The sequence below is a fragment of the Halomonas sp. WWR20 genome, assembly GCF_054602495.1.
The window spans coordinates 461758-484599 of the sequence record NZ_JBTRHR010000002.1; the positions used below are offsets into that span (position 1 = coordinate 461758).

Annotated in this window: 23 protein-coding genes; 11 read left to right on the forward strand and 12 right to left on the reverse strand. The window is 63.7% G+C overall.

What is annotated here, in order from left to right:
• The first annotated feature begins 101 nt into the window (after nt 1–101).
• The 3 genes from cysZ (at nt 102) to fhuF (ending at nt 2718) form a co-directional block, all read left to right on the forward strand.
• Entirely contained in the window at nt 102–827 is a 726-nt protein-coding gene (gene cysZ, locus ACW4DH_RS05485) for a sulfate transporter CysZ (RefSeq protein WP_459635349.1), read from the forward strand.
• 369 nt (nt 828–1196) lie between these two features.
• Nucleotides 1197–1808: a superoxide dismutase gene (locus ACW4DH_RS05490; protein ID WP_459635350.1), complete on the forward strand. Its 612-nt coding sequence runs from the start codon at nt 1197–1199 to the stop codon at nt 1806–1808.
• Between the two features lie 184 nt (nt 1809–1992).
• Nucleotides 1993–2718, forward strand: a complete 726-nt coding sequence (gene fhuF / locus ACW4DH_RS05495; RefSeq protein ID WP_459635351.1) for a siderophore-iron reductase FhuF — start codon at nt 1993–1995, stop codon at nt 2716–2718.
• Here the strand turns inward: fhuF and phoR are convergent.
• The 4 genes from phoR to ACW4DH_RS05515 all read right to left on the reverse strand — a co-directional run bounded on the left by phoR (nt 2676) and on the right by ACW4DH_RS05515 (nt 6292).
• Nucleotides 2676–4010, reverse strand: a complete 1335-nt coding sequence (phoR, locus tag ACW4DH_RS05500; RefSeq protein WP_459635352.1) for a phosphate regulon sensor histidine kinase PhoR — start codon at nt 4008–4010, stop codon at nt 2676–2678. The two genes, fhuF and phoR, sit on opposite strands and share 43 nt — an antisense overlap.
• Nucleotides 4011–4012: 2 nt before the next feature.
• Nucleotides 4013–4702: a phosphate regulon transcriptional regulator PhoB gene (gene phoB, locus ACW4DH_RS05505; protein ID WP_459635353.1), complete on the reverse strand. Its 690-nt coding sequence runs from the start codon at nt 4700–4702 to the stop codon at nt 4013–4015.
• Between the two features lie 125 nt (nt 4703–4827).
• Nucleotides 4828–5715, reverse strand: coding sequence for a 4-hydroxybenzoate octaprenyltransferase (ubiA, locus tag ACW4DH_RS05510; protein WP_459635354.1), 888 nt, complete (start codon nt 5713–5715; stop codon nt 4828–4830).
• 31 nt (nt 5716–5746) lie between these two features.
• Nucleotides 5747–6292 carry a chorismate--pyruvate lyase family protein gene (locus ACW4DH_RS05515; RefSeq protein ID WP_459635355.1) on the reverse strand — a complete coding sequence of 182 codons (546 nt, stop codon included), beginning with the start codon at nt 6290–6292 and terminating at the stop codon, nt 5747–5749.
• A gap of 72 nt (nt 6293–6364) precedes the next feature.
• Here ACW4DH_RS05515 and ACW4DH_RS05520 point away from each other — a divergent pair, with 72 nt between their 5' ends.
• Together ACW4DH_RS05520 and ACW4DH_RS05525 are read left to right on the forward strand one after the other, a co-directional pair.
• Nucleotides 6365–7525: an FAD-dependent oxidoreductase gene (locus ACW4DH_RS05520; RefSeq protein WP_459635356.1), complete on the forward strand. Its 1161-nt coding sequence runs from the start codon at nt 6365–6367 to the stop codon at nt 7523–7525.
• A 205-nt stretch (nt 7526–7730) separates the two neighbouring features.
• Nucleotides 7731–8006 carry an HU family DNA-binding protein gene (locus tag ACW4DH_RS05525; protein WP_459635357.1) on the forward strand — a complete coding sequence of 92 codons (276 nt, stop codon included), beginning with the start codon at nt 7731–7733 and terminating at the stop codon, nt 8004–8006.
• Between the two features lie 109 nt (nt 8007–8115).
• Here the strand turns inward: ACW4DH_RS05525 and recG are convergent, their stop codons facing one another.
• Both recG and ACW4DH_RS05535 read right to left on the reverse strand, forming a co-directional pair.
• Complete coding sequence (recG, locus tag ACW4DH_RS05530) at nt 8116–10197, reverse strand: ATP-dependent DNA helicase RecG (protein ID WP_459635358.1); 2082 nt, start codon at nt 10195–10197, stop codon at nt 8116–8118.
• The gene (locus tag ACW4DH_RS05535) at nt 10194–11114 is read right to left on the reverse strand and encodes a LysR substrate-binding domain-containing protein (protein ID WP_459635359.1); all 921 of its coding nucleotides are present in this window, start codon (nt 11112–11114) and stop codon (nt 10194–10196) included. The genes recG and ACW4DH_RS05535 overlap by 4 nt, the downstream gene beginning before the upstream one ends.
• Before the next feature lie 112 nt (nt 11115–11226).
• On the opposite strand from ACW4DH_RS05535, the gene ACW4DH_RS05540 reads away from it, so the two are divergent.
• On the forward strand, nt 11227–12102 hold the full coding sequence (locus ACW4DH_RS05540; protein WP_459635360.1) for an SDR family oxidoreductase: 876 nt from the start codon (nt 11227–11229) through the stop codon (nt 12100–12102).
• Between the two features lie 23 nt (nt 12103–12125).
• Here the strand turns inward: ACW4DH_RS05540 and ACW4DH_RS05545 are convergent, their stop codons facing one another.
• The 6 genes from ACW4DH_RS05545 to gmk all read right to left on the reverse strand — a co-directional run bounded on the left by ACW4DH_RS05545 (nt 12126) and on the right by gmk (nt 16996).
• The gene (locus ACW4DH_RS05545) at nt 12126–12656 is read right to left on the reverse strand and encodes an acyloxyacyl hydrolase (protein WP_459635361.1); all 531 of its coding nucleotides are present in this window, start codon (nt 12654–12656) and stop codon (nt 12126–12128) included.
• A gap of 85 nt (nt 12657–12741) precedes the next feature.
• Nucleotides 12742–13251 (reverse strand): RNA 2',3'-cyclic phosphodiesterase, encoded by a 510-nt coding sequence (gene thpR / locus ACW4DH_RS05550; RefSeq protein ID WP_459635362.1) that lies wholly within the window; start codon nt 13249–13251, stop codon nt 12742–12744.
• Nucleotides 13252–13323: 72 nt separating this feature from the next.
• Entirely contained in the window at nt 13324–13713 is a 390-nt protein-coding gene (locus ACW4DH_RS05555) for a RidA family protein (protein WP_459635363.1), read from the reverse strand.
• 121 nt (nt 13714–13834) lie between these two features.
• Nucleotides 13835–15973 (reverse strand): bifunctional GTP diphosphokinase/guanosine-3',5'-bis pyrophosphate 3'-pyrophosphohydrolase, encoded by a 2139-nt coding sequence (gene spoT, locus ACW4DH_RS05560; protein WP_459635364.1) that lies wholly within the window; start codon nt 15971–15973, stop codon nt 13835–13837.
• 34 nt (nt 15974–16007) lie between these two features.
• A complete protein-coding gene (gene rpoZ, locus ACW4DH_RS05565) occupies nt 16008–16259 on the reverse strand; it encodes a DNA-directed RNA polymerase subunit omega (protein ID WP_459635365.1) in 252 nt (83 codons plus the stop codon).
• Between the two features lie 59 nt (nt 16260–16318).
• Nucleotides 16319–16996: a guanylate kinase gene (gmk, locus tag ACW4DH_RS05570; RefSeq protein WP_459635366.1), complete on the reverse strand. Its 678-nt coding sequence runs from the start codon at nt 16994–16996 to the stop codon at nt 16319–16321.
• 106 nt (nt 16997–17102) lie between these two features.
• On the opposite strand from gmk, the gene ACW4DH_RS05575 reads away from it, so the two are divergent.
• The 5 genes from ACW4DH_RS05575 (at nt 17103) to ACW4DH_RS05595 (ending at nt 22799) form a co-directional block, all read left to right on the forward strand.
• The gene (locus ACW4DH_RS05575; protein WP_459635367.1) at nt 17103–18311 is read left to right on the forward strand and encodes an MFS transporter; all 1209 of its coding nucleotides are present in this window, start codon (nt 17103–17105) and stop codon (nt 18309–18311) included.
• A 175-nt stretch (nt 18312–18486) separates the two neighbouring features.
• A complete protein-coding gene (pyrC, locus tag ACW4DH_RS05580) occupies nt 18487–19539 on the forward strand; it encodes a dihydroorotase (RefSeq protein ID WP_459635368.1) in 1053 nt (350 codons plus the stop codon).
• Nucleotides 19540–19656: 117 nt separating this feature from the next.
• Entirely contained in the window at nt 19657–20136 is a 480-nt protein-coding gene (locus tag ACW4DH_RS05585) for a MarR family transcriptional regulator (protein WP_459635369.1), read from the forward strand.
• 1 nt (nt 20137) lies between these two features.
• A complete protein-coding gene (locus ACW4DH_RS05590) occupies nt 20138–21250 on the forward strand; it encodes an HlyD family secretion protein (RefSeq protein WP_459635370.1) in 1113 nt (370 codons plus the stop codon).
• A complete protein-coding gene (locus tag ACW4DH_RS05595) occupies nt 21243–22799 on the forward strand; it encodes a DHA2 family efflux MFS transporter permease subunit (protein WP_459635371.1) in 1557 nt (518 codons plus the stop codon). The genes ACW4DH_RS05590 and ACW4DH_RS05595 overlap by 8 nt, the downstream gene beginning before the upstream one ends.
• Nucleotides 22800–22842 lie beyond the last annotated feature (43 nt).

Below are 22842 nucleotides of genomic sequence, written 5' to 3' on the forward strand. Positions count from 1 at the left end.
AGGAATGACCGTTCGGGCGGTCGGCTGGGCGCTGCGTGCGGCACGCGACGATGACTCATGATAGCCTCTCACGCTCACGAGACGAGTCAGAGGGTGTCTGCATGAACAATGCGCTGAGCGCCATCGTCAGCGGTACGCGATTGGTGCTGTCTCCCGGCCTGCGCCGCTTCGTCATTGCGCCGGTTCTGGTCAACTTGTTGCTGTATACCGGTACCATTGTCTATTTGCTGCGTAATTTCGCGGGCTGGGTCGATTACTGGATGCTCAAGGTGCCGGGCTGGCTGGCCTGGCTGGAGTGGTTGATCTGGCCGCTGCTGGTGCTGAGCCTGATGCTGATCGTGTTCTTCACCTTCACCCTGGTGTCGAATCTGATCGCAGCTCCGTTCTATGGCTTTCTGGCCGAAAAGGTCGAGCTGCGCCTCACCGGCAAGCCTCCGCTGGACGATCGCGGCCTGACCCGAACCGCCATCGATGCCGTGGGGCGCGAACTGGTCAAGCTGGGCTACATCCTGCCGCGCATGGCCCTGCTGTTCCTGCTCGGCTTCGTGCCGGGCGTCAACATGCTCATGCCCTTCGCCTGGGCGGCGTTTTCCGCGTGGATGCTGGCCATTCAGTATCTCGATTATCCAATGGACAACAATCAGGTCAGCTTTCGTGACATGCGCCAGCGGCTGCGCGTACGCTGGTGGCCGACGCTGACCTTTGGCGCCTGCATGTCGGTGGCCACCTGGGTGCCGCTGGCCAATCTTGTGCTACTGCCGGGGGGCGTGGCCGGGGCAGTAATGTTGTGGGATCGTCACTATCGACAGTTGCCCGCGCGGCGTTAGAGATCGCGTGGTGAGAGCGGCAACGCTCGACTTGCCAAATACAGCATGAGCACTATTTTTAACAAGGGTCTTGATTTATCTCTTTCCGTGCATATATCAACATATAGAACATGATGACCGGGCCGTCTTCGTGGGCCTCGGTGAGGTAGGGGTTTCCTGCACTTCCGACGAGGCATTTCGAAGCGGGACCGGTTGCGGTGCCAAGCCGTTGTCGACAGCACGGACGAACGTCGGCGTTGTCGACTGCCCATGGCGGCATTCGCCGGAATTCGCGGAGGAGGTCAGGCCTTCTTCGCTGGTAGCGAGGCCGACTCGGGTCTCGTGCGTCATTCACCGATTTGACGTTTCATCTGAAGGGAGTCTTTGACTATGGCCCATACTCTACCGACGCTTCCGTATGCCTACGATGCGCTGGAACCGCACATCGATGCCAGAACGATGGAAATCCACTACACCAAGCACCATCAGACTTACGTGGATAAGCTCAACGCGGCGCTGGAAGGTACCTCGCTGGGTGACATGCCGGTCGAGGCCATCGTGGCGGATCTCAACCAGGTGCCGGAGGAGAGCCGGACTGCCGTACGCAACAATGGCGGCGGTCATGCCAACCACTCGCTGTTCTGGACTATCATGTCCCCGGATGGCGGCGGCAAGCCGACCGGCAAGCTGGCCGAGGCCATCGACAGCGAGCTGGGCGGTTTCGATGCCTTCAAGGAGTCGTTCACTCAAGCGGCCGTGGCCCGCTTCGGCAGCGGCTGGGCTTGGCTCAGCGTGACGCCGGAGAAGAAATTGGTGGTGGAGAACACGCTCAACCAAGACAGCCCGCTGATGCACGGCAACACGCCGGTGTTGGGGCTCGACGTTTGGGAGCATGCCTACTACCTGAAGTATCAGAACCGCCGTCCCGAGTACATCGGTGCCTTCTTCAACGTCATCGACTGGGAAGAAGTCCTGCGTCGCTATGAAGACGCTACGGCGTAACACCACGCGATGCCGCCCCTGAGCGAGGGGCGGCATTGAATCGGAGTGGTTTGCTTCACGCTTGATCGAGCCGGCATTTTGCCGGCTTCGTTGTTTTTCCTCACCGGTCGTGGCCACCGTGAGCATGATGGGGTTGCCTCGGGTTCCGGCAATGGCATTCTGACGCGGCGCAGGAGCCTTGGACGTGATCTCCTCTCTTTCCCCTCTGTTTATCGGCCCGCTAGCGGCCTTCAAGCGCAAGGTGGTACTGCCCTGCGAGGCATTGCAGCCGGTATTGCCCGCGCGTGAACTCTTCACTCCTTCGGGTCTGTCTGAGGTGCTGGTTCGCTATGGTCGCGAGTATCCCCAAGGGGATTGCCGGGCCGTCATGTCGCAGTGGTCGAAGTTTTTCTTTGTCGCCACGGTCTATGTCCCGGTGGCCGCCAATCTGCTCCTGAATCGCCAACTGCCGTTATCGCTCGATCGCCTGGGTCTGGTGCTGGGGATGGATGGGCTGGTCGAGGCGCTGGTGATCCCCCACGAGGGGGAACCGGTGGCGGATGCCAGGGCCGAGTCGCGCTTGCTGCCGCTGATCAACGATACGCTGGCGCCGGCCATCATGGCGATGGCGCACCATACCGGTATCGCGCCACGTGCCTTGTGGAGCAACGTTGGCCACTACTACGAATATCTGATGACCCAACTCAAGGCGCGGCCCGATCCACCGGCGGCGGTCGTCGAGGGCGAGCGGTTGATGGCGCTACGCCAGCTGGCGGATGGCTCACGCAACCCGCTGTATCAGCCTATTCGCTACGTGCAGCAGGAAAACGGCGAGATCGGACGGGTGCGGCGGGTATGCTGTATCCGTTACCTGTTGCCCGGCGTGGGCTACTGCGGTAATTGCCCACTGGACAAGGCGCGCGGTGATTGAACGGCTGCTTCGCCCAGATGATCGGCGGGAAAGATACAGCGAAACAGTGCGCCTTCGCCGGGGTGGCTGACGATTTCCAGATGGGCACCATGGCGCAGCAATACATGCTTGACGATGGCCAGCCCCAGCCCGGTGCCGCCGGTCGCTGTGCTGCGTCCTTTGTCGACGCGGTAGAAACGCTCGGTCAGACGCGCGAGGTGCTGCGTCTCGATGCCCTCACCGTCATCTTCCACCTCTAGGGCGGCGCCTTGTTCCCACGGCACCCAACGCATGATGATGGTGCTGTCCTGCGGGGTGTAGCGCACCGCGTTGAAGACCAGATTGGACAACGCGCTGCGGATCTCCTGGGCATTGCCGATCAGCGCGCGGGGTTCACGGATTTCCGTACGCAGCGTATGTCGGTCCCCGGACAACGCCTGTGCATCGTGGCGCACTTCTTCGAGCAGCGTGTCGATGGACAGGGGAGCGGCATCCGGCGGGATATTATCGTTCTCCAGGCGTGACAGCAGCAGCAGATCATTGACCAGGCTCTGCATGCGGGCGGTCTGCTCCTGCATCTGGGACAGACCGCGCTGCCAGCGGGCGGGCAACTGGTCGGCATACTCGGTATAGGTTTCCAGATAGCCGGCAAGCACGGTCAGCGGCGTACGCAGTTCGTGGGAGACGTTGGCGACGAAATCGCGACGCATCTGCTCCAGGCGGTGCAGTCGCGAGATGTCGCGGGCCATCACCAGGCGCTCGTTGTCGCCGAACCGGGTGATCTGGTACTGCAGGATCAGGTCGTCTTGAATCGGCGAGGAGAGCGTCAACGGCTCGCGGTAGTCGCCGTGATTGAAGTAGGCGATGAAGCGTGGATCACGCAGGTAATTGGTGATGTGCTGGCCGCGGTCGTGGGCGGCTTGCAGCCCCAGCATCCGTTCGGCGGCGCTGTTCCACCACTCCATGTCGCCGTGGCTGTCAAGCATGACCACGCTGTCGCGCATTGCCTCGGAGGACTCCTGGCCGCGACGGATGATGTCACGCAGACGATCCTGACTCTGGCGCTGATCCTTCTGGTATTTGTAGAGACGGTCGAAGAGATCGCCCCACACGCCGCTACCGGGCGGAGGCTCCTGCTGGGGATGGTAGAGCAGCCAGACATATAACGCGCGCAGGTGGCGCAGGTGCAGGAACACGTAGAGCCCGAGTCCGGCCGCCACGCCCCAGCCGGGGTAACCAAGTAACAGACCCAGCCCACCCAGCCCGAGAGTCAGATAGGCCAGACGCCACAGCTCGTTAGTCCAGTAATGCACATCTACACCTTGGCGGAGAAGCGGTAGCCGGTGCCCCGAACGGTCTGGATCAGATGTTGATGTCCGTCTCCCAACGCCTTGCGCAGGCGTCGAATATGCACGTCGACGGTGCGCTCCTCGACATAGACATTGCCGCCCCACACCTGGTCGAGCAGTTGTCCGCGGGTGTAGGCGCGCTCGGGATGGGTCATGAAGAACTGCAACAGGCGATATTCGGTGGGGCCGATCTCCACGGCGCTGCCATGCGCGGAGACCCGGTGGCTGGCGGGATCGAGGCACAGCCCCTCGATCTCGACGGGGTCCTCGACACCCTGGGGTGTGGTCCGCCGCAGCACCGCCTTGAGCCGGGCCACCAGCTCGCGCGGGGAGAACGGCTTGGTGATGTAATCGTCGGCCCCGGCTTCCAGCCCCTGAATCTTGTTATCCTCCTCGCCCCTGGCGGTGAGCATGATGATCGGCAACTCGCGGGTCGCGTCTTCGCGCTTCAAGCGCCGGGCCAGTTCGATCCCGCTGGTGCCGGGCATCATCCAGTCGAGCAGCACCAGATCGGGCTGATGGTCGACCACCGCGGCGTGGGCGCTCTGGGCATTGTCGGCTTCCAGCACTCGATAATCGGCCATTTCCAGGGCCACGGCGATCATCTCGCGGATCGCGGCTTCGTCATCGACGATAAGAACGGTCTTGGCGGTCATGCCCTTGCCTCATGCAAATGGCCGGGAAGTGCGCGAAGCACCCGGCAATGACAGGATAATGACAATTACACCGCGCTTATGTGACATTGCCATGACAACGCTCCGTCTGTGCCTGCTACGCGAGTTTAGATCGCCTGGGGCCAGAGTGTCAGGGCGATGCCTGCAAACACCACCAGTCCCGCCCAGAAATTATTGAGAAATGCCTGGAAGCAGGGCATGCGCTCACGTTTGCGAATCAGGGCGTGCTGATAAACGAAGATGGCGGCCATCGCCGCCAGCCCCAGCCAGAAGAATCCGCCCAGCGCCATGCGCATGCCGACCCAGGCCAGCAGCACCAGAGTCAGGGCTTGCAGCAGGCCGATCGCCAGGCGATCGGCACGGCCCAGCAGCACCGCGGTGGACTTGATGCCGATCTTCAGATCATCGTCGCGATCGACCATGGCATACTCGGTGTCGTAGGCCACCGTCCAGGCCACATTGGCCGCCAGCAGTAGCCAGGCTTCCAGCGGCACGCTCTCACGCACGGCGCCGAATGCCATGGGAATGCCCCACGAGAAAGCCGCGCCCAGCACCACCTGGGGCAAGTGCGTGTAGCGCTTCATGAACGGATAGATAAACGCCAGTATCACGCCGCCCAGCGACAGCATCACCGTAAACAGGTTGGTAAAGCACACCAGTACGAAGGCGATGGCCACCAACGCCACGAAGAGTCCCTTGGCTTCGGCTTCGGTGATACGCCCCGTGGCCAGAGGACGGTCCCGGGTGCGCTTGACGTGGCCATCGAAGTGGCGGTCGGCATAGTCGTTGATCACGCAGCCGGCGGCACGCATGAGGTAGACCCCGGCAACGAAGATCAACAACGTGGTGCGCTCGGGCAGACCTTCCGCGGCTAGCCACAGCGCCCATAGGGTGGGCCACATCAGCAGCCAGGTTCCGATCGGCCGATCAAGGCGGGTCAGATGCAGAAAATCGGTCAGGCGGGCGAGGCCGCGAGGACGATGGGCGTGTTCCATGGGGAGCTCCGGAAACGGGTCGCGAAACAGTCTAGCGTCTGGGCAGGCTCAGTTCATCCGCCATGCGTGCGAGAAAGAATTCCTGTACCAGGACCGAGAAGCGGCCATGGCGGAACATGGAGCGCCGACCCCATGGGCCGTACTCGGCATAAAACGGCGCCGACGCTTGTGTCACTTCGATCGGTCCACGTTCAAGATCAGGCTGGCGAAACAGCCAGCTGCCCAGCGAGCGCTCACCAAGCTGGCCGAGCCGCTGGCCTTGCAGTGAGGCGAGTGTCGCCACCGAACGTGCCGCCACCCAGGGGTGACCGCCGCCACATAAGGCGACCTCGCGACACCAGACGCGCTGCGCAAACGGAATCTTCAGGGCCATGGCCTCGTCCGGGCGTGGCCGGACGAAACGCTGCGCTATCAGGCGGACCTCGAAGTCGCCCTCGGCCGCGTCGATCAAGCGTGACGTCAACGAGTCGGTAGAGGCTATCCACTGCCACCAGCGGGGACTCATCTCGGGTCGCCAGGCGGCAGCGGGCCGCCAGCGCACGCTCGAAGGCAGGCAAGCGGATCGATCTTTGGGCACCGGGATCTCCGAGTCAAAACGCGGGGGGTAGTGTAACATGCAGCTTCCGTGACGCTATCCGGCAGGAGCCCCATGAGTGCGCCGTTGATCATACTCGGCACTGGCATGGCCGGCCTGGGCCTGGCCCGCCAGATCCGTGCCCGCGATCCGCAGCGGGCCATTACCCTGATAACCGCCGACAGCGGCGATGAGTATTCCAAGCCGCTGTTATCGACGGGTTTCGTCAAGGGGTTGGCGCCGCAGCGTCTCGTGCAGCGCTCGGCCCTCGAGGTGGCCGATGCGCTCGACGCGGGGGTCCGCACCCATACTTGGGTGGATGCCATCGATGTGGCGGCCCGCGAACTGGTGCTGGGTGCAGAGCGCTTGCCCTACGGCGATCTGGTGTTGGCCACTGGCGCTGCACCACGTGTCCCCTTCGCCATTCCCGCCGAGCTTGACCGGCGGGTTTTCACCGTCAACGATCTCGACGACTATCGGGACTTTCATCGTGCGCTCGCCGTTCACCGCCCAGCGGCGCGTGTCGCCATTCTCGGGGCCGGCCTGGTCGGCTGCGAGTTTGCCAACGATCTGGTCAGTTCCGGGCATGCCGTCACGCTGATCGCTCCCGAGACTACCCCGCTGGCGCGGTTGTTGCCTCCGCCGTTGGGACGCGCCCTAGGCGAGGCTCTGCAGGCGTGTGGCGTCGTCATGCAACTGCCACGTTCGCTCGCCGCTATCGCTTCCGCAGGGGAGGATATCCAGCTCACTCTCGATGATGGCCAAACGCTGCTGGCCGATGTGGTGCTAATGGCCACGGGGCTGGCGCCGCGTACGGCGTTGGCGCAAGCCGCCGGGCTCGAGGTGAGCGTGGCGGGTATCCATACCGACCGCACCCTGGCAACGTCGAAGGCGCATGTCTATGCGTTGGGCGATGCAGCCTGCGTGGCGGGTATCAACGCCATGTACGTTCAACCTCTGCAGGCTAGCGCCAAGGCCCTGGCCGCGACGCTGACCGGGACGCCGAGCGAGGTGCGCTACGGCCCTTGGCCGGTACTGGTCAAGACACCGGCCTGTCCGGTCGTGGCGCTGCCGCCACGCGAGGGGCCGGCGCGCTGGCGTGTCGAGGGCGATGGCGCCGATCTGACGGCGTTGGCCGAGGACGATCAGGGGCGTCTGATGGGCTTTGCCCTGACCGGTGCCTGCGTGCGGCGCAAAGTTGAACTGGCGCGGATGGCCCCGGCATTGCTAGGCTAGCCATGTTGCAGGTCGCCAGCCGGGGGGGGGCGACGTGATTTTTTAGCAAACGCGTGCTTTTTTTAGCATCCGCTGGACAAACCCGGCTGATCACGGCATATCATTATATCCGCGGTCTTGTAACGGCATGTATCGCTAACGTTCGAAAACAACAACCGGTATCCGCTGCTGCGATGCCAATGTTTTATTCCATCAGGAGGGCTTTATGCGCAAGCCAGAACTCGCTGCGGCGATCGCCGAGCGTGCTGATCTTTCCAAGGACAAGGCCAGTCAGGTCTTGAATGTGATTCTCGACGAGATCACCGGAACGGTTGCCAAGGGCGACGATGTCTCGCTCATCGGCTTCGGTTCCTTCGTGGTGCGCGAGCGTGCCGAGCGGACGGGCAAGAACCCGCAGACCGGCCAGCCGCTGACCATTCCGGCGAGCAAGACCGTCGCCTTCAAGCCCGGCAAGGCACTCAAGGACGCCGTGTCCAAGTAACGCCTGCAGAGTTCGTACTCGCGCCGGAGCCTGCTTGCCGGCGCGGATACGCGCAACCTGCTGCCACTTCGGCTTGCCATGCATCAGTTGCACACGTTCGTTAAACGCCTTAGACCTGCCCGTAACGTCCGGCTTGCTCGCCCAGCCAGCGTCGGATCAACGGCTCGCTGGCGTCTGGCGCCTCGGTGAGCAGAGCCTTGGCCAGGGCACTGACGACCTCGAGCAGATTGCGGTCGCGTTCAAGATCGGCAATCTTCAACTGCGCCAGGCCTGTCTGGCGAGTACCGAGAACCTCCCCGGGGCCACGCAGCTCCAGATCCTTTTCCGCGATACGGAAGCCGTCGCTGGTTTCACGCATCACCCCCAGACGCTCCCGCGAGTGCGCCGACAATGGCGGATGATAAAGCAGTACACAGAAGCTCTCGGTGCTGCCGCGGCCCACACGTCCGCGCAGCTGATGCAACTGGGACAGTCCCAGGCGTTCGGGATTTTCGATGATCATCAGGCTGGCGTTGGGTACGTCCACACCGACCTCGATCACCGTGGTGGCGACCAACAGGTCCAGCTCACCGGCCTTGAACGCCTCCATTATCTCGGCCTTTTCGGCCGGCTTCATGCGGCCGTGTATCAGGCCGATCGCCAGTTCCGGTAGTGCTTCGCCCAGGGTTTCACGGGTCACTTCGGCGGCCTGGCAGGTCAGCGCCTCGGATTCCTCGATCAGGGTGCATACCCAGTAGGCTTGGCGCCCTTCGGCGCAGGCGCGGCGAATGCGTGCCACCACTTCGGGGCGACGCTCGTCGGGAACGGCCACCGTCTGCACCGGGGTGCGTCCAGGAGGGAGTTCGTCGATCACCGACAGATCGAGGTCGGCATAGGCGCTCATCGCCAGGGTGCGCGGTATCGGCGTGGCGGTCATGATCAGCTGATGGGGCGTCAGCCCGCCTGCCTCGCCCTTCTCGCGCAGCGCCAGGCGCTGGTGAACGCCGAAACGATGCTGTTCATCGACGATGGCCAGGCCCAGGCGATGAAAATGCACGTCGCTCTGGAACAGGGCGTGCGTGCCAACGATGACCTGGGCGCGGCCATCGTCGATCGCAGCCTTGGTATCCAGGCGCAGCTTGCCCTTGAGCTTGCCGGCCAGCCAGGCGACATCGATGCCCAAGGGCACGAACCAGTCGCGGAAATTACGGTAATGCTGTTCGGCGAGAATCTCGGTGGGCGCCATGATCGCCGCTTGGCAGCCGCCGGCGATCGCCTGCAGCGCGGCCATGGCGGCGACGACGGTCTTGCCCGAGCCCACGTCGCCCTGCACCAGACGCAGCATGGGAATGGGCATCTCGAGATCGCGGGCGATCTCGTCGAGCACGCGGCGTTGGGCTCCCGTCAATGCGAAAGGCAACTGGGTCAGAAAACGCGCCTGCAGGCTGCGCCCGGAGGGCAGTGCCGGCGCTCCATCCGCCTGAATGCGCAAACGTACCTGGCGCAGGCTCAACTGATGGGCGAGCAGCTCTTCCAGCGCCAGACGCCGCTGGGCGGGATGCTGGCCGGTGGCGAGATGCTCCACCGGCGCCTGCGGAGGCGGTTCGTGCAGATAGCGCAATGAACCCTGCAGATCGGGCAACTGAAAACGTTCGCGCAGGGGCACGGGAATCCAGTCCGGCAATGCCTCGGGAGACTCCTGCAGCGCCTTGAGCGCCTGGCCGATCAATCCGCGCAGGCGCGGCTGGGTGAGCCCTTCGGTGGTGGGGTAGATCGGTGTCAGGTGCTCGTCGACCGGCGCGTCGCCTTGGGTCAACAGGCGATATTCGGGGTGGTAGATTTCGAGCCCGGTGCTCCCGGCGCGGGCCTCGCCGAAACAGCGTACCCGCACGCCGCGCGCGAACTGCTGCTGCTGAGCCGGGGAGAAATGAAAAAAGCGCAGGCTGAGGATGCCCGAGTCGTCCTTGAGCCGCACCAACAGACTGCGTCGGCGGCCCTTGATGACATCCGCAGCCGAGATTTCGCCTTCGATCACTGCCTCGTGGCCGGCACGCAGCGTGCCGATGGGGGTGATACGGGTGCGATCCTGATAGCGCAGCGGCAAGTGGAACAGCAGGTCGGCGATGCTCGCGATATGCAACCGGGCCAGCTTGGCCGTCAGGGCCTCGCCGACACCGGTGAGCGCCGATACCGGGGCATCGAGCGCGCTCATGCCGCCTCGAAGTCGCGCTGCTGGCAGAAGTCGATGGCCTGGGTCAGGGCATCGATGGCCTTGGGGCGCGGAAAGCTGGCCCGCCAGGCGACAGCGACGGTGCGGTTGGGAGCGTCGCTCGAGAAGGGGCGGCTCTCGAGCATGCCGGATTCGTAGTGGCCGGTGCCGATGGCGGAGTGCGGCAGGATGGTGACACCGAGTCCCGAGGCGACCATGTGGCGAATGGTTTCCAGCGAACCGCCTTCGGCAATCAGCGTATTGCCGGGGCTGTTGAGCTGGGTGCTGATCGCCGGACAGGCTTCGAGGATCTGTTCGCGAAAGCAGTGACCCTCGCCGAGTAACAGCAGTTTTTCCTGCAATAGATCTTCCTTGTCGATGGAAGCCTTGCGGGTCCAGGCATGGCCGGCGGGCATCAGCACTTCGAAAGGCTCGGTGTAGAGCGGCTTGGTAAGCACGTCCGGTTCGGTGAACGGCAGCGCAACGATGATCGCGTCGAGCTCGCCATTGCGCAGCTTGCGGCGCAGCGCGGCGGTGAAGTTCTCTTCGATGTACAGCGGCATCTGCGCGGCACTGCGCGAAAGTTCGGGAATCAGGTGCGGAAACAGATAGGGGCCGATGGTATAGATGGCGCCGATGCGCAGCGGGCTGGCCAGCTGATCCTTGCCTTCACTGGCCATTTCCTTGATCACGCTGGCCTGCTCGAGGACACGATGGGCCTGCTCGATGATCTTCTCGCCGAGCGGGGTGACCTGAACCGTGGACTTGGAACGTTCGAACAGGGCAATGCCCAGTTCTTCCTCGAGTTTCTTGACGGCCACCGAAAGTGTCGGCTGCGATACGAAGCAGCGCTCGGCGGCGCGTCCGAAATGACGTTCCTGTGCCAAGGTTACGATATAGCGGAGTTCTGTTAGAGTCATGGTTCGGCCCGCAAGGGCTTCCTATCAGCACGATGAGTTCGATTTTGTATCAAGGATGTATCACCCAGGGGCTTTTTATCAAAGGGACTTTTTACCAAGAGGCTAGGGAAAGGTGAAGAAAACGTGTCTGATTCTCGGCTGTGGCGACATCGGTGTCGTTCTCGGCAAACAACTCAAGGCCGCTGGACACCGTGTCGTCGGTGTGCGGCGTAACGCTACCCTCCTGGAGGGTACCGGAATCGAGCCTCTGGCGCTGGACATTAATGCCGAAGGCGCGCTTGCGCAGCTCCCCGACGCGGATATCGTCGTGTATGTGCTGACCGCCGACCGCTTCGAGGAGAGCGCCTATGAAGCGGCCTATCCGCAGGGCATGAAGGCGGTACTTGCGGAGCTGAAGACCCGCAAGAAGCGTCCCGAGCGGGTGTTCTTCGTCTCCTCGACCAGTGTCTACGCTCAGCAGGAAGGGCAAGTGGTCGATGAAAGCGCCGAGACGGTTCCCCATGGTTTCTCCGGTCAGCTGATGCATGACGCCGAACAGGCGCTGCTGGCCGATGAACTGCCCGGGACAGTGGTCCGTTTCTCGGGCATCTACGGCCCCGGCCGGGACGGCCTCATTCGCCAGGTCCGCGAAGGCCGTATCGCCGCGGCCAACCCGCCGATGTACTCCAACCGGATTCACCGCGACGATTGTGCCGGCGTCCTGGCGCATCTCATTCAGCGTAGCCTGGACGGTCAGACGGTCGACGACCTCTATCTGGCCAGCGATTGCGAATCCGCGCCGCTGCATGAAGTCATGGCCTGGTTGGCCAAACAGCTCAAGGTGGAACTCACCGAGACCATCCAATCGCCACTACGCCGACGCGCCAGCAAGCGTTGCGATAATACCCGTCTCTGCGAGACGGGCTACCGCTTCCGCTATCCCACCTATCGCGAAGGCTATGCCCAGGTGTTGAAGGAAAACGGTTCCCGGCAGCCCGAAAGCGTGTAAACCCTCCTTTACGGTTGCCCCGGTTACAGGGGCAACCGGTAATTGACTGCATATATCTCGAAGCCGTCATTGGGCGACTTGATGTCGGCGTTCGAGTAGTGGGTGGCACTTGCCCCCAACTCGCCCGGCCCTAACCGCATGCCTACAGCCAAGCGATCCTCGAACTGAAACGCTGATCCCAACTTGCGGTCCTCGAAGCGCGTGTCGAGAAACACGGCAGCGCCTACGCCGGCCTCGATAAAGGGACGGTAGGCGGTGCCCAGAAAGGTATAGCGAAACGCCGGTGTCAGCAGCAGGGCGGCATTGTCATCGCCATCGTCGCCGGGGAGCCACATGGCGCCTCCCGCTAGGCGCAGGCTCAGCGCCGGATGCCACTGGCGCAGCGGGAACTGCCTATCAATCTCCAGTTTGTAGGCCGGAGTGGTTTCGCTGGTCGAGCCCAGGGCAATGGATGTATCGGCGTGTGCCGTATTGAAAAGCGCTCCGGCGAGCACCACCAGGCCACCTACCCGCGCGAGACGCACACGCGGGGCGTAGAGAGTGCGAAATCCCATCATCCTTCCTTTGATTTAGGTTTCGGTAATGATTTAAGCAGAGCCAATAGGATAGGGCAATGCGTTGGCCGCTGTGCTCTAGCGTTCACGCCGAGCGTGCCAACGTACGGTAGCGATGCTGCGGCCCCTCGGGAATGGAATGGATCAGCTCGAGACGGGTATATTCCCACGCCATATGCGGGGCGCCAAGGCACTCGAGATGCGAGATTCGGGCATGGCGCAACAGGGTGACGTGTGGAAGAAAAGCGCGTTCGCGAATGGCCCACCCGTGTTCCGCCAGTGCCTGCTGGAGTTGGCCGTGCAGGGTGGCGAGCGCAGGCGACGGCTCGCGGCTGCCCGCCCACAGCACACCGCCCCGGGCAAAGCCGCCGAAGCGATCCAGTATCCAACGTCCCGGCGCGATCTGCAGCGACTGGGTTAGTGCCACGAGCGACTCGGCCTCGCTATCCGCCACCTCGCCGAGAAACGCCAGGGTCAGATGCAGCGCCTGCGGGCGCGTGGCGCGACCGCCGCAGGTACGTTGCGCCGTCTGCGCCAGGGCGTGCAGCCGCTCGCGCAGGGCGTCGTCGGGCCATAGCGCGAAGAATAGGCGCATGTTCTACTCTACGATGTGGAAAGGGTCTACGCTGGGCTAGGCGGGTTACGCCGCCTCACCGAGGCAACAGACCTAGTCGCCGATGACCATTACCGCTTCGGCCTCGACCTGGCTGCCCTTGGGCAGCGCCTTGACGCCCACGGCGGCGCGGGCCGGGAATGGTGCGCTGAAGAACTCCTCCATGACCCGGTTGACGATGGCGAAGTTGTCGAGATCCACCAGGTAGAGATTGAGCTTGACGATATCCTTGAGCGAGCCGGCGGCCTCTTCGCAGACGGCGGAGAGGTTGGTGAACACTTGGCGAGCCTGGGCTTCGAAATCCTCGGAGACGATTTCCATGCTCTTGGGGTCCAGAGGAATCTGTCCGGACATATAGATGGTGTTGCCCGCCTTGATGGCCTGGGAGTAAGGGCCGATAGCGGCCGGGGCGCGCTCGGTATTGATGACGGCGATATTGCTCATGATGCCTCTCCTTATCGTTATGTAATCGTATGCCAGCGTTATGGCTCGCCGGTTCAGGCGGGCCGGAAATAAAAAACGACCGCCCCGCCACGTATCACGCGGCAGAGCGGTCGCAGGGAGTTCAGTTTCGGACGCGGGTGATACGGCCGACGTGGTGCAGGTTGCGTATGCGCTTGATGATCCGCGCCAAATGGACGCGATCGCGCACCGCCAGTGTCAGATTGACGATCGACAGGCGCACATCGCGCTCCTCGATGCCGATGCGCTCGATATTGGCGTCGGCATCGGTGACCAGGCTCGCCAGCTCGGCTACCAGACCGCGTCGGGTTTCGACTTCGATACGCAGGGCCACCAAGAAGTCCTGCTCGATCTGTTTTGACCATTCCAGAGCGAACAGCTTGTCCGGATCGTCGCGTAGCTCGTCAAGATTATTGCAGTCGTGACGATGTACGACGATACCCTTGCCCACCGAGAGATGCCCGACCACCGGATCGCCGGGCAGCGGGTGGCAACACCGGGCGAAACTTAGCACCATGCCCTCGGCCCCGTTGATCTGGATGGGACCGTCGTGGTGGGGAAGCTTCGCCTCGGGCGCAGTTGCCGGCGGAAGACTGTCGCCTTCGGCCAGACGACGGGCGACCACATAGGCCATGCGGGTTCCCAGCCCGATGGATTCCAGCAGATCGTCTTCATGGTCGATCTGCATATCCTCGAGAAGCGCAGGCATGCGCACATCGGGGATCTCCTCGAGACTGGTATCGAAGGCTGCCAGTGCCTTGTTGAGCAACCGCCGACCCAGATGCACGGCTTCGGTATGCTGCTGATTCTTCAGCGCATGGCGAATCGCCGAACGGGCCTTGGCGGTGACCACGAAGTTGAGCCAGGCCAGATTGGGACGCGCCCCCGGGGCGGTGATGATCTCCAGCGTCTGACCGCTCTCCAGCTCGGTGGACAGCGGCGCGAGGTGGCGATCGATGCGGCAGGCGATGCAACTATTGCCGATGTCGGTGTGCACGCTGTAGGCGAAGTCCACGGCGGTGGCACCTCGCGGCAGCTCCATGATGTCGCCCTTGGGGGTGAACACGTAGGTGTCGTCGGGGAACAGGTCATTCTTGACGTGTTCGATGAACTCCAACGGATTGCCGGCGTGGCGCTGCATCTCGAGCAACCCGCGCACCCACTCGCGGGCACGGGCGTGACTGCCCACGGCGATCGGCCGTTCGGTTTGGCCGGCTTTGTACAACCAGTGCGCGGCGATGCCATTGTTGGCCATCGCCTCCATCTCGCGGGTGCGGATCTGCACCTCGATGGGAATGCCGTTGGTACCGAACAGCGTGGTGTGCAGGCTCTGGTAGCCGTTGGCCTTGGGGATGGCGATGTAATCCTTGAAGCGCCCCGGCACCGGCTTGTAGAGGTTGTGTACCGCACCGAGAATCCGATAACAGCTGTCGACGTTATCGGTGATGATGCGAAAGCCGAACACGTCCATGATTTCGCTGAAGGGTTTGCGCTGATCGCGCATCTTGCGATAGATCGACAGCAGATGCTTCTGACGTCCCACCACCGTGCCCGACAGTGCGTCGTCGTCGAGGCTCTTCTGCAGGCTGTCCTGGACCTGGCGCATCATGGTGCGGCGGTTACCGCGCGCCTTGGTCACCGCGCGCTTGATACGCTCGGCGCGCATCGGATAGATGGCCTGGAAAGACAGGTCCTCGAGTTCGATGCGGATGGTGTTGATGCCCAGGCGTCCGGCGATACGGGCGTAGATCTCCAGCGTCTCGCGGGCGATACGCCGCTTCTTGTCCGGGCGCAGTGCGCCGAGAGTGCGCATGTTATGCAGCCGGTCGGCCAGCTTGACGATGATCACGCGGATGTCGTTGGACATCGCCATCACCATCTTCTGGAAATTCTCGGCCTGGGCGACGGCCTTGTCCTCGAAGGTGATCTGGGTCAGCTTCGAGACGCCATCGACCAGTTCCGCCACTGGCTCGCCGAACTGGGCGGCCAAGGCATCCTTGGACACACCGGTATCCTCGATGACGTCATGCAGCATGGCCGCCATCAGGCTCTGATGATCCATGTGCATGTTGGCGAGGATATTGGCGACGGCGAGGGGATGCGTGACGTAGGGCTCGCCGGAACGCCGACGCTGGCCATCGTGAGCCTGCTCGGCGTAATAGAAGGCGCGCTTTACCTGCTGGATCTCTTCGCCAGGCAGGTAGCCGCCCAGCCGGTCGGCCAGGTCATCGATGGTAAACATGAGACGCGCCTGGCGTAGGGCGGAAGGTGCCGGATCAGCTATCAATCTCGGGCTCGCGGCGCACACGGACCGGGGCTGCCTCCATTGGCTCGTCGAGTACGCTTGAATCGACACGTCCCGCAGCGATCTCGCGCAACGCCATCACGGTCGGCTTGTCGTTTTCCCAGGGCAGCAGGGCGTCGCGCGAACCGCGCGCCAGCTGGCGCGCACGCTGAGTGGAAATCATGACCAGCTTGAAACGGTTCTCAACGTGTTCCAGACAATCTTCAACAGTAACGCGTGCCATGAAAGTATCCTGAGGGTAGTAGGAAGCAAGTACGGGAAAATACGGTAGGACCTCTGAGTCTACTCGACGTCTTCCTCACGTGACAAGAGCGCTTCGAGCAGCGCGGGATGGCGGGCTCTGACCCGTGCCAGACGGGTGCGTTCGGCATGCACCAGACACTCGAGTTCGGCCACGGCGTGGACGAAGGTGTCGTTAATGATCACGTGGTCGTATTCATCGAAATGCGACATCTCGCTGACCGCGTCGCGCATGCGCCGATGAATGGTCGTGTCGTCGTCGGTGCCGCGCCCGGACAGGCGCTCACGCAGCGCCTCGCGTGACGGTGGCAGGATGAATACCGAGACGGCATCTGGCATCTGGCGGCGGACCTGACGCGCGCCCTGCCAGTCGATCTCGAGGATCACATCGGTGCCGGCGTCGAGCAGCGCCTGTACCGCCGAGCGCGAGGTGCCGTAGTAGTTGTCAAAGACGCGGGCGTGCTCGAAGAAGTCGCCGTGGGCGATCATGCCCTCGAAGGTGGTCACGTCCACGAAATGGTAATTGGTGCCGTCGGCCTCTCCCGGGCGCATTGCGCGGGTGGTATGGGAAACCGAGACCTGGATGTTCTCGACACGCTCGAGAAGTGCACGCACCAAGCTGGTCTTGCCGGCCCCGGAGGGCGCGGAGACGATATACAGAGTGCCGGAATAGGAGTATCCGGTGGAGGAGCTGTCGGCAGATTGAGTACCGTGGGACATGGTCGGTGGCCGGTTGAGTCGCTGCGAAGTAAGCCGTCATTATCGCACATTGCCCGGCGGCCTCTACACTGACGCAACCGGATGATTGCACACAAGGACGTTCGATATGCCCGATTCCGCTGTCAGCGGTGCGCCGATGTCGCGCCTGGCCTTTCTCGGTGTCGCCTTTGCCTTTCTGGTGACCATGCTCGGCACCACCCTGCCGACGCCGCTGTATCCGCTCTACCGGCAGCAGTTCGGCTTCTCCGAGTTGATGATCACGGTGATCTTCGCCGCCTATGCCGTGGGCGTGATCGCCGCGCTGATCATCACCGGTCGCTGGTCGGATCAGCTCGGCCGGCGTCCGCTGCTGTTCACAGGCTTGCTCGCCGCCGCGGTCAGCGACGTGATCTTCTTGCAGAGCGACGGCCTGGTGGCGCTGCTGGCCGGGCGCGTGATGTCGGGTGTCTCCGCCGGGATCTTCACCGGCACCGCCACCGTGGCGGTGATCGAACTGGCACCCGAGGACAACAAGCCGCTTGCCACCCTGGCGGCCACTGCCGCCAATATGGGCGGGTTGGGAATGGGCCCGGTGATGGCCGGCGGGCTAGGCGAATATGCTCCCTGGCCGCTGCATCTGGCCTATGCCGTGCATCTGGCGCTGCTCGTCGTTGCCGCCGTCGCGGTGTGGCGGGTTCGCGAAACGGTGAAGCGGCCCGCCCATCCACGCCTCGGCCTGCAGCGCTTGAGCGTGCCGGCCGAGGTGCGCGCGGTGTTCCTGCCTGCCGCCATCGCCGGTTTCGCCGGTTTCGCGGTGTTCGGTTTCTTCACCGCCACGGCGCCGGCCTTCATGGGACAGGTGCTGGGTTACGACAACCTCTTTTTGATCGGTGTGGTGGTAGGGGTGGTGTTCTTCGCCTCCATCCTGGGCCAGAGCGTGCAGGATCGCCTCGCCAAGGCCTGGCGGCTGCCGTTGGGCTGCGCGGTGGTGATCCTCGGCGTGGGTCTGGTCGGTGCCGGCATCGGGGTTCACTCTCTGGCGCCGTTTCTGGCCGGCGCGGTAATCGTCGGGCTGGGGCAGGGTATCGCCTTTCGCGCCGGGTTGGGTCTGGTCACCGCGGCCAGCCCCGCCGACCAGCGCGGCACGGTCACCTCGACCTTCTTCTTTGTCGCCTACGTGGCGATCTCGATTCCGGTGGTGGGAATCGGGCTGACGGCGCGCTTTCTCGGGCTGGCGACCACGGGGATGAGCTTCGCCGCCCTGGTGGCCCTGCTGGCGGCGGTGGCGCTGGGGCTGTTGATACGCCGGCGCCAGGCTGTGGCAGCCTCCTCATGAGGCGATTCGAATGAGCGATACCGGCAACGGGCGGCGCCATGCCGATGATATAATTTGTCGCAAACGATGCGCCGATTTCCGGGACTCGCGGTAAAATCGCGTCACACCGATTCTTGCCTTATCCAGGCTGCGCGACGTTAGCTGTAGCCCGAGCCTTGTATAAATGGAGCCTGACATGACCGCACCCGCCGCCTCCCTACGCATCCGCCGGCCCGACGACTGGCACCTGCACCTGCGTGACGGCGAACTGATGGCGACGGTGCTGCCCCATACCAGCGGCCTCTATGCCCGGGCCATCGTCATGCCCAATCTGGTGCCGCCGGTGACCACGGTCGAAGCCGCCCAGGCCTACCGCGAGCGGATCCTGTCCGCGCTGCCGGCCGGGCACGACTTCACGCCGCTGATGACCTGCTATCTCAACGAGAGCGTCGATGCCGCGGAACTCGAGCGTGGCTATAGCGCGGGCGTGTTCACCGCCGCCAAGCTCTATCCGGCCAACGCCACCACCAACTCCGCGCATGGCGTACGCGACGTCAAGGCGATCTACCCGCTGTTCGAGGTCATGCAGCGCCTGGGGATGCCGCTTCTGATCCACGGCGAGGTGACCCATGCCGAGGTGGACATCTTCGACCGCGAGAAGGCTTTCATCGACGAGGTGATGGAACCCATCCGTCACCGGTTCCCCGAGCTCAAGATCGTCTTCGAGCACATCACGACTGCCGAGGCCGCCACCTACGTGTGCGAGGGCAACGAGTTCCTGGCGGCAACCATCACACCGCAGCACTTGGCGCATAACCGCAACGACATGCTGGTCGGCGGCATTCGCCCGCACCTCTACTGCCTGCCGATACTCAAGCGCGGCACCCATCAGCAGGCGTTGCGCCGGGCTATCGCCAGCGGCCATCCGCGCTTGTTCCTGGGCACCGACTCCGCACCGCACGTGACCCCCGCCAAGGAGACGAGCTGCGGCTGCGCCGGGGTGTTCAACGCTCCTTCGGCGCTCGAGGTGTACGCCACGGTCTTCGAGGAGGAGGGGGCTCTCGAGCACTTCGAGGCGTTCTGCTCGTTGAATGGGCCGCATTTCTACGGCTTGGCGCCCAATGCGGATTTCATCGAACTCACTCGCACGCCACGTCAGGTACCCGAGACTATCGGTGAGGGCGAGTATCGCCTGGTGCCGTTTCGCGCCGGCGAGACGCTGGCCTGGTCGGTCAGGCGCAGCGGCTAGTCCCGCCACCTAACCGCCATGACCGTCGAGGTATGGCGGTTTTTTGTTAAACTTATTGATAGCTAGCTACCTACTTAAGTCCATGCTAACAATGGACGCCGGAACGAGGATCACGAGATGCAAGACAGCGACCCGCGGGAAATCTTCGGCCAGATGCTGGGCCAGGTCGCCCGCTTGTGGCGCGCGGAAATCGACCAGCGCCTGGCGCCGTACGGCCTGACCGAGTCGCGCTGGCGGATTCTGTTGCAGCTCTCCCGGGCGCAGGAGGCGGTCACGCAAACCACCCTGGCCCGGGCCATCAACGTTCAGGGGCCGACGCTGGTGCGCTCGCTGGACTGGCTAGCGTCGCAGGGGTTGATCGAGCGCCGGGCCACCAGCGGCGATCGGCGAGTCAAGACGGTGCATCTGACACCCAAGGCCACGCCCGTGCTCGAACGCATCCAGAGCGTGGCCAGCAAGGTGCGTGGCGAGATCCTGGCGGATATTGCCGCAGACGATCTGCAGACCTGCCTGGACGTCTTCGAGCGGATCGTCGGCAGGCTCGGGACCACGGTTGTCGACGATGGCCGGGGGCTTACCTTCAGCAAGGACACGTGACATGGCGGAATCTCAGCATGAGGCGGCGGCGCAGCCCGCCTCATCCAGCGCTTCACCGGCCGACAGGCCACGTCGGGGCTGGTGGCAACGGCGGCGGATGCTGGCGGGTATCGTCATCGGCCTGGCGATCCTCGCCGGGGGCGGTGCCTGGCTCTATGGGCAGCTCACCCATGTCAACGTCACCGATGCGCGGGTCGCCGCGGACATGGTGGTACTGAGCAGCCGGGTACCCGGCTGGGTGACCGACGTGGAGGTCATCGAGGGTGACACCGCCGTGAGCGGCCAGACCCTCGTTACCATCGATGCCCGCGAGAGTCGCCTGAAGATACAGGAACTCGACGCCCAACTCGCCGCCATTACCGCCAGCCATGATGAGACCCAGGCCCGCTGGCAGATGGTCGATCACCAGACCCAGAGCGCCATCGAGGTCGCCAAGGCCGCGGTGGCCTCGGCCGAGGCCAAGCGGAAACTGGCGCAAATCGACAATCAGCGGGTGGCGAAGCTGGTCAAGCAGGGTGCGGTCAACCAGGCGCGGCTGGACCAGACCCAGACTGCTCTCGAGACGGCGCGTCAGGATCTCGGCGGCGCGCGTGCCCGGTTGCAGAATGCCCAGGCGGACCGCGAGGAGCTGGCGGTGCTCAAGCGCCAGCTCGCCGGGCTCGAAGCCCAGGCGCAGCAATTGCGGGCCCAGCGCCAGCAGGCTCAGCTCGACCTCGAGGATCGCGCCCTCGCGATGCCCTTCGATGGCGTGGTGGACCGGGTATTCGTCGACGACGGCGAGTACGTGACGCCGGGCCAGCGGCTGCTAATGGTTCACGATCCCCAGGCGGTGCGGGTCGAGGCCAATATCAAGGAGACCGATATCCGTCACTTCCGGCCCGGCAAGAATGTCGATATTCGGGTGGACGCCTTGCCGGACCAGGTCTTCGACGGCGCCGTCGAACGCGTCGGCCAGTCCGCCACCAGCGAATTCGCTCTACTGCCCAGCCCCAATCCCAGCGGTAACTTCACCAAGATCACTCAGCGCCTGCCGGTGCGTATCGCGGTGTCCCAGCGTGATGGCCTGCTCAAACCCGGCATGATGGTGGAACTCGAGGCTGCCACCGGTGAATGACGCGCCGCGGCCGGACAGTCTCGAGGCGTTGTTTGCGCGCTATGGCCCGACCTATCGTTATCTGGTCACCGCGACGGTAATGATGGGCACTATCGCCACCGTACTCACGGCGACCATCATCAACGTTGCCCTGCCCGATATCATGGGCGCCTTCGGCATGGGCCAGGACAAGGCGCAGCTGCTCTCCACCGGCTTTCTGGCGGCGATGACCGGCACCATGCTGCTCAACGCCTGGCTGGTGGAGACCATCGGTCAACGCATGACGTTCATACTCGCCATGGGCGTGTTCACCCTGGCCTCGATCATGGGCGGTCTGTCGGTCAACGAGGGCGAGCTGATCCTGGCGCGTATCCTGCAGGGCTGCGCCGCGGGCATCCTGCAGCCATTGGCGATGCAGGTGATCTTCCAGGTCTATCCGCCCGAGCGGCGAGGCTCGGCGATGGGCATCTACGGCATCGGTGTGGTGCTGGCGCCGGCGCTGGGGCCGACCCTGGGCGGGATCATGGTCGACAGTTTCAGCTGGCGCTACGTGTTCTTCATCGCATTGCCGTTCAGCGTGGCGGGGCCCTTCCTGGCGCTGCTGTTCATGCCGGGGCGGCCGCACTCGGGGCCGGCCAAACGCTTCGACTGGCTGGGGTTCGGGCTGCTGACGCTGTTTCTGGTCACTTTGCTCAACGGCCTGTCCAACGGCCAGCGCGACGGTTGGCTGTCGGATAGCATCCTGACGAACTTCGCTTTTGCCCTGCTCGCCTTCGTCGGGTTCGTGGCCTGGGAGTTCAAGACCGCCACGCCGCTGCTCAACCTGGGACTGTTCTCGCGCCGGATATTTTCCGGGGCCGCGGTGGTGGCGTTCATCTTCGGCGCCGGCATCTACGGCTCCACCTATCTGATCCCGCTGTTCGTACAGACCGTTCAGGGCTACACCCCGACCCGCTCGGGGCTGCTGCTGATGCCGGCCGGCTTCATCCTGGCGTTGGTGTTCCCCATCGCCGGGCGTGCCACCGATAGAACGCCGCCGCCGCTTACCATCATGTTCGGCCTGGTGCTGTTCGCCCTGTCCTGCTTCCTGATGGGGGACGCCGACACCAATACGCCGTTCTGGACCTTCGCCGGCTGGATCATGCTCGGTCGCGTCGGCTTGGGTTTCATTCTGCCCAGCCTCAATGCCGGTGCCCTCAAGGCATTGCCCGCCGTGCTGCTCGGCCAGGGCAGCGGGGCGATCAACTTCGTGCGCCAGCTCGGCGGCGCATTCGGGGTCAATCTGCTATCGATCCTGCTCGAGCACCGCACCCAACTGTATGCGCAAACCTTCACCGCCACTCAGGACGCCGCCAACAGCGCTTCCCGCGCTCTTCTCGAGAGTACCGCCGGGTTGATGGCCCAGGCCGGGCTTCCGGAGTCGCTGCAGACGGCCGCGGCCAGTCACTATCTCGGTCAGGTGGTGTACGCTCAGAGTTACATGATGGGCTTTCGCGAAAGCTTTCTTGCCGTGGCGCTGCTCTTCCTTGTGGCGCTGGTGCCTACGGCGTTGATGCATCAACGCCGCTAGTCCTCGTTCGGTCCGAATGTCTGCCTCACGCATGCGGCGTTAA

Bases quoted from the DNA above. Each gene is read 5' to 3' on its own strand.
- ACW4DH_RS05490 (WP_459635350.1), top strand. From the start codon at position 1,197: ATGGCCCATACTCTACCGACGCTTCCGTATGCCTACGATGCGCTGGAA.
- ACW4DH_RS05525 (WP_459635357.1), top strand. From the start codon at position 7,731: ATGCGCAAGCCAGAACTCGCTGCGGCGATCGCCGAGCGTGCTGATCTT.
- spoT (WP_459635364.1), bottom strand. From the start codon at position 15,973: ATGTTTACCATCGATGACCTGGCCGACCGGCTGGGCGGCTACCTGCCT.
- rpoZ (WP_459635365.1), bottom strand. From the start codon at position 16,259: ATGGCACGCGTTACTGTTGAAGATTGTCTGGAACACGTTGAGAACCGT.
- gmk (WP_459635366.1), bottom strand. From the start codon at position 16,996: ATGTCCCACGGTACTCAATCTGCCGACAGCTCCTCCACCGGATACTCC.
- phoB (WP_459635353.1), bottom strand. From the start codon at position 4,702: ATGACCGCCAAGACCGTTCTTATCGTCGATGACGAAGCCGCGATCCGC.
- recG (WP_459635358.1), bottom strand. From the start codon at position 10,197: ATGAGCGCGCTCGATGCCCCGGTATCGGCGCTCACCGGTGTCGGCGAG.
- ACW4DH_RS05520 (WP_459635356.1), top strand. From the start codon at position 6,365: ATGAGTGCGCCGTTGATCATACTCGGCACTGGCATGGCCGGCCTGGGC.
- ACW4DH_RS05555 (WP_459635363.1), bottom strand. From the start codon at position 13,713: ATGAGCAATATCGCCGTCATCAATACCGAGCGCGCCCCGGCCGCTATC.
- ACW4DH_RS05545 (WP_459635361.1), bottom strand. From the start codon at position 12,656: ATGGGATTTCGCACTCTCTACGCCCCGCGTGTGCGTCTCGCGCGGGTA.
- thpR (WP_459635362.1), bottom strand. From the start codon at position 13,251: ATGCGCCTATTCTTCGCGCTATGGCCCGACGACGCCCTGCGCGAGCGG.
- cysZ (WP_459635349.1), top strand. From the start codon at position 102: ATGAACAATGCGCTGAGCGCCATCGTCAGCGGTACGCGATTGGTGCTG.
- ACW4DH_RS05535 (WP_459635359.1), bottom strand. From the start codon at position 11,114: ATGACTCTAACAGAACTCCGCTATATCGTAACCTTGGCACAGGAACGT.
- ACW4DH_RS05575 (WP_459635367.1), top strand. From the start codon at position 17,103: ATGCCCGATTCCGCTGTCAGCGGTGCGCCGATGTCGCGCCTGGCCTTT.
- ubiA (WP_459635354.1), bottom strand. From the start codon at position 5,715: ATGGAACACGCCCATCGTCCTCGCGGCCTCGCCCGCCTGACCGATTTT.
- ACW4DH_RS05585 (WP_459635369.1), top strand. From the start codon at position 19,657: ATGCAAGACAGCGACCCGCGGGAAATCTTCGGCCAGATGCTGGGCCAG.
- pyrC (WP_459635368.1), top strand. From the start codon at position 18,487: ATGACCGCACCCGCCGCCTCCCTACGCATCCGCCGGCCCGACGACTGG.
- ACW4DH_RS05590 (WP_459635370.1), top strand. From the start codon at position 20,138: ATGGCGGAATCTCAGCATGAGGCGGCGGCGCAGCCCGCCTCATCCAGC.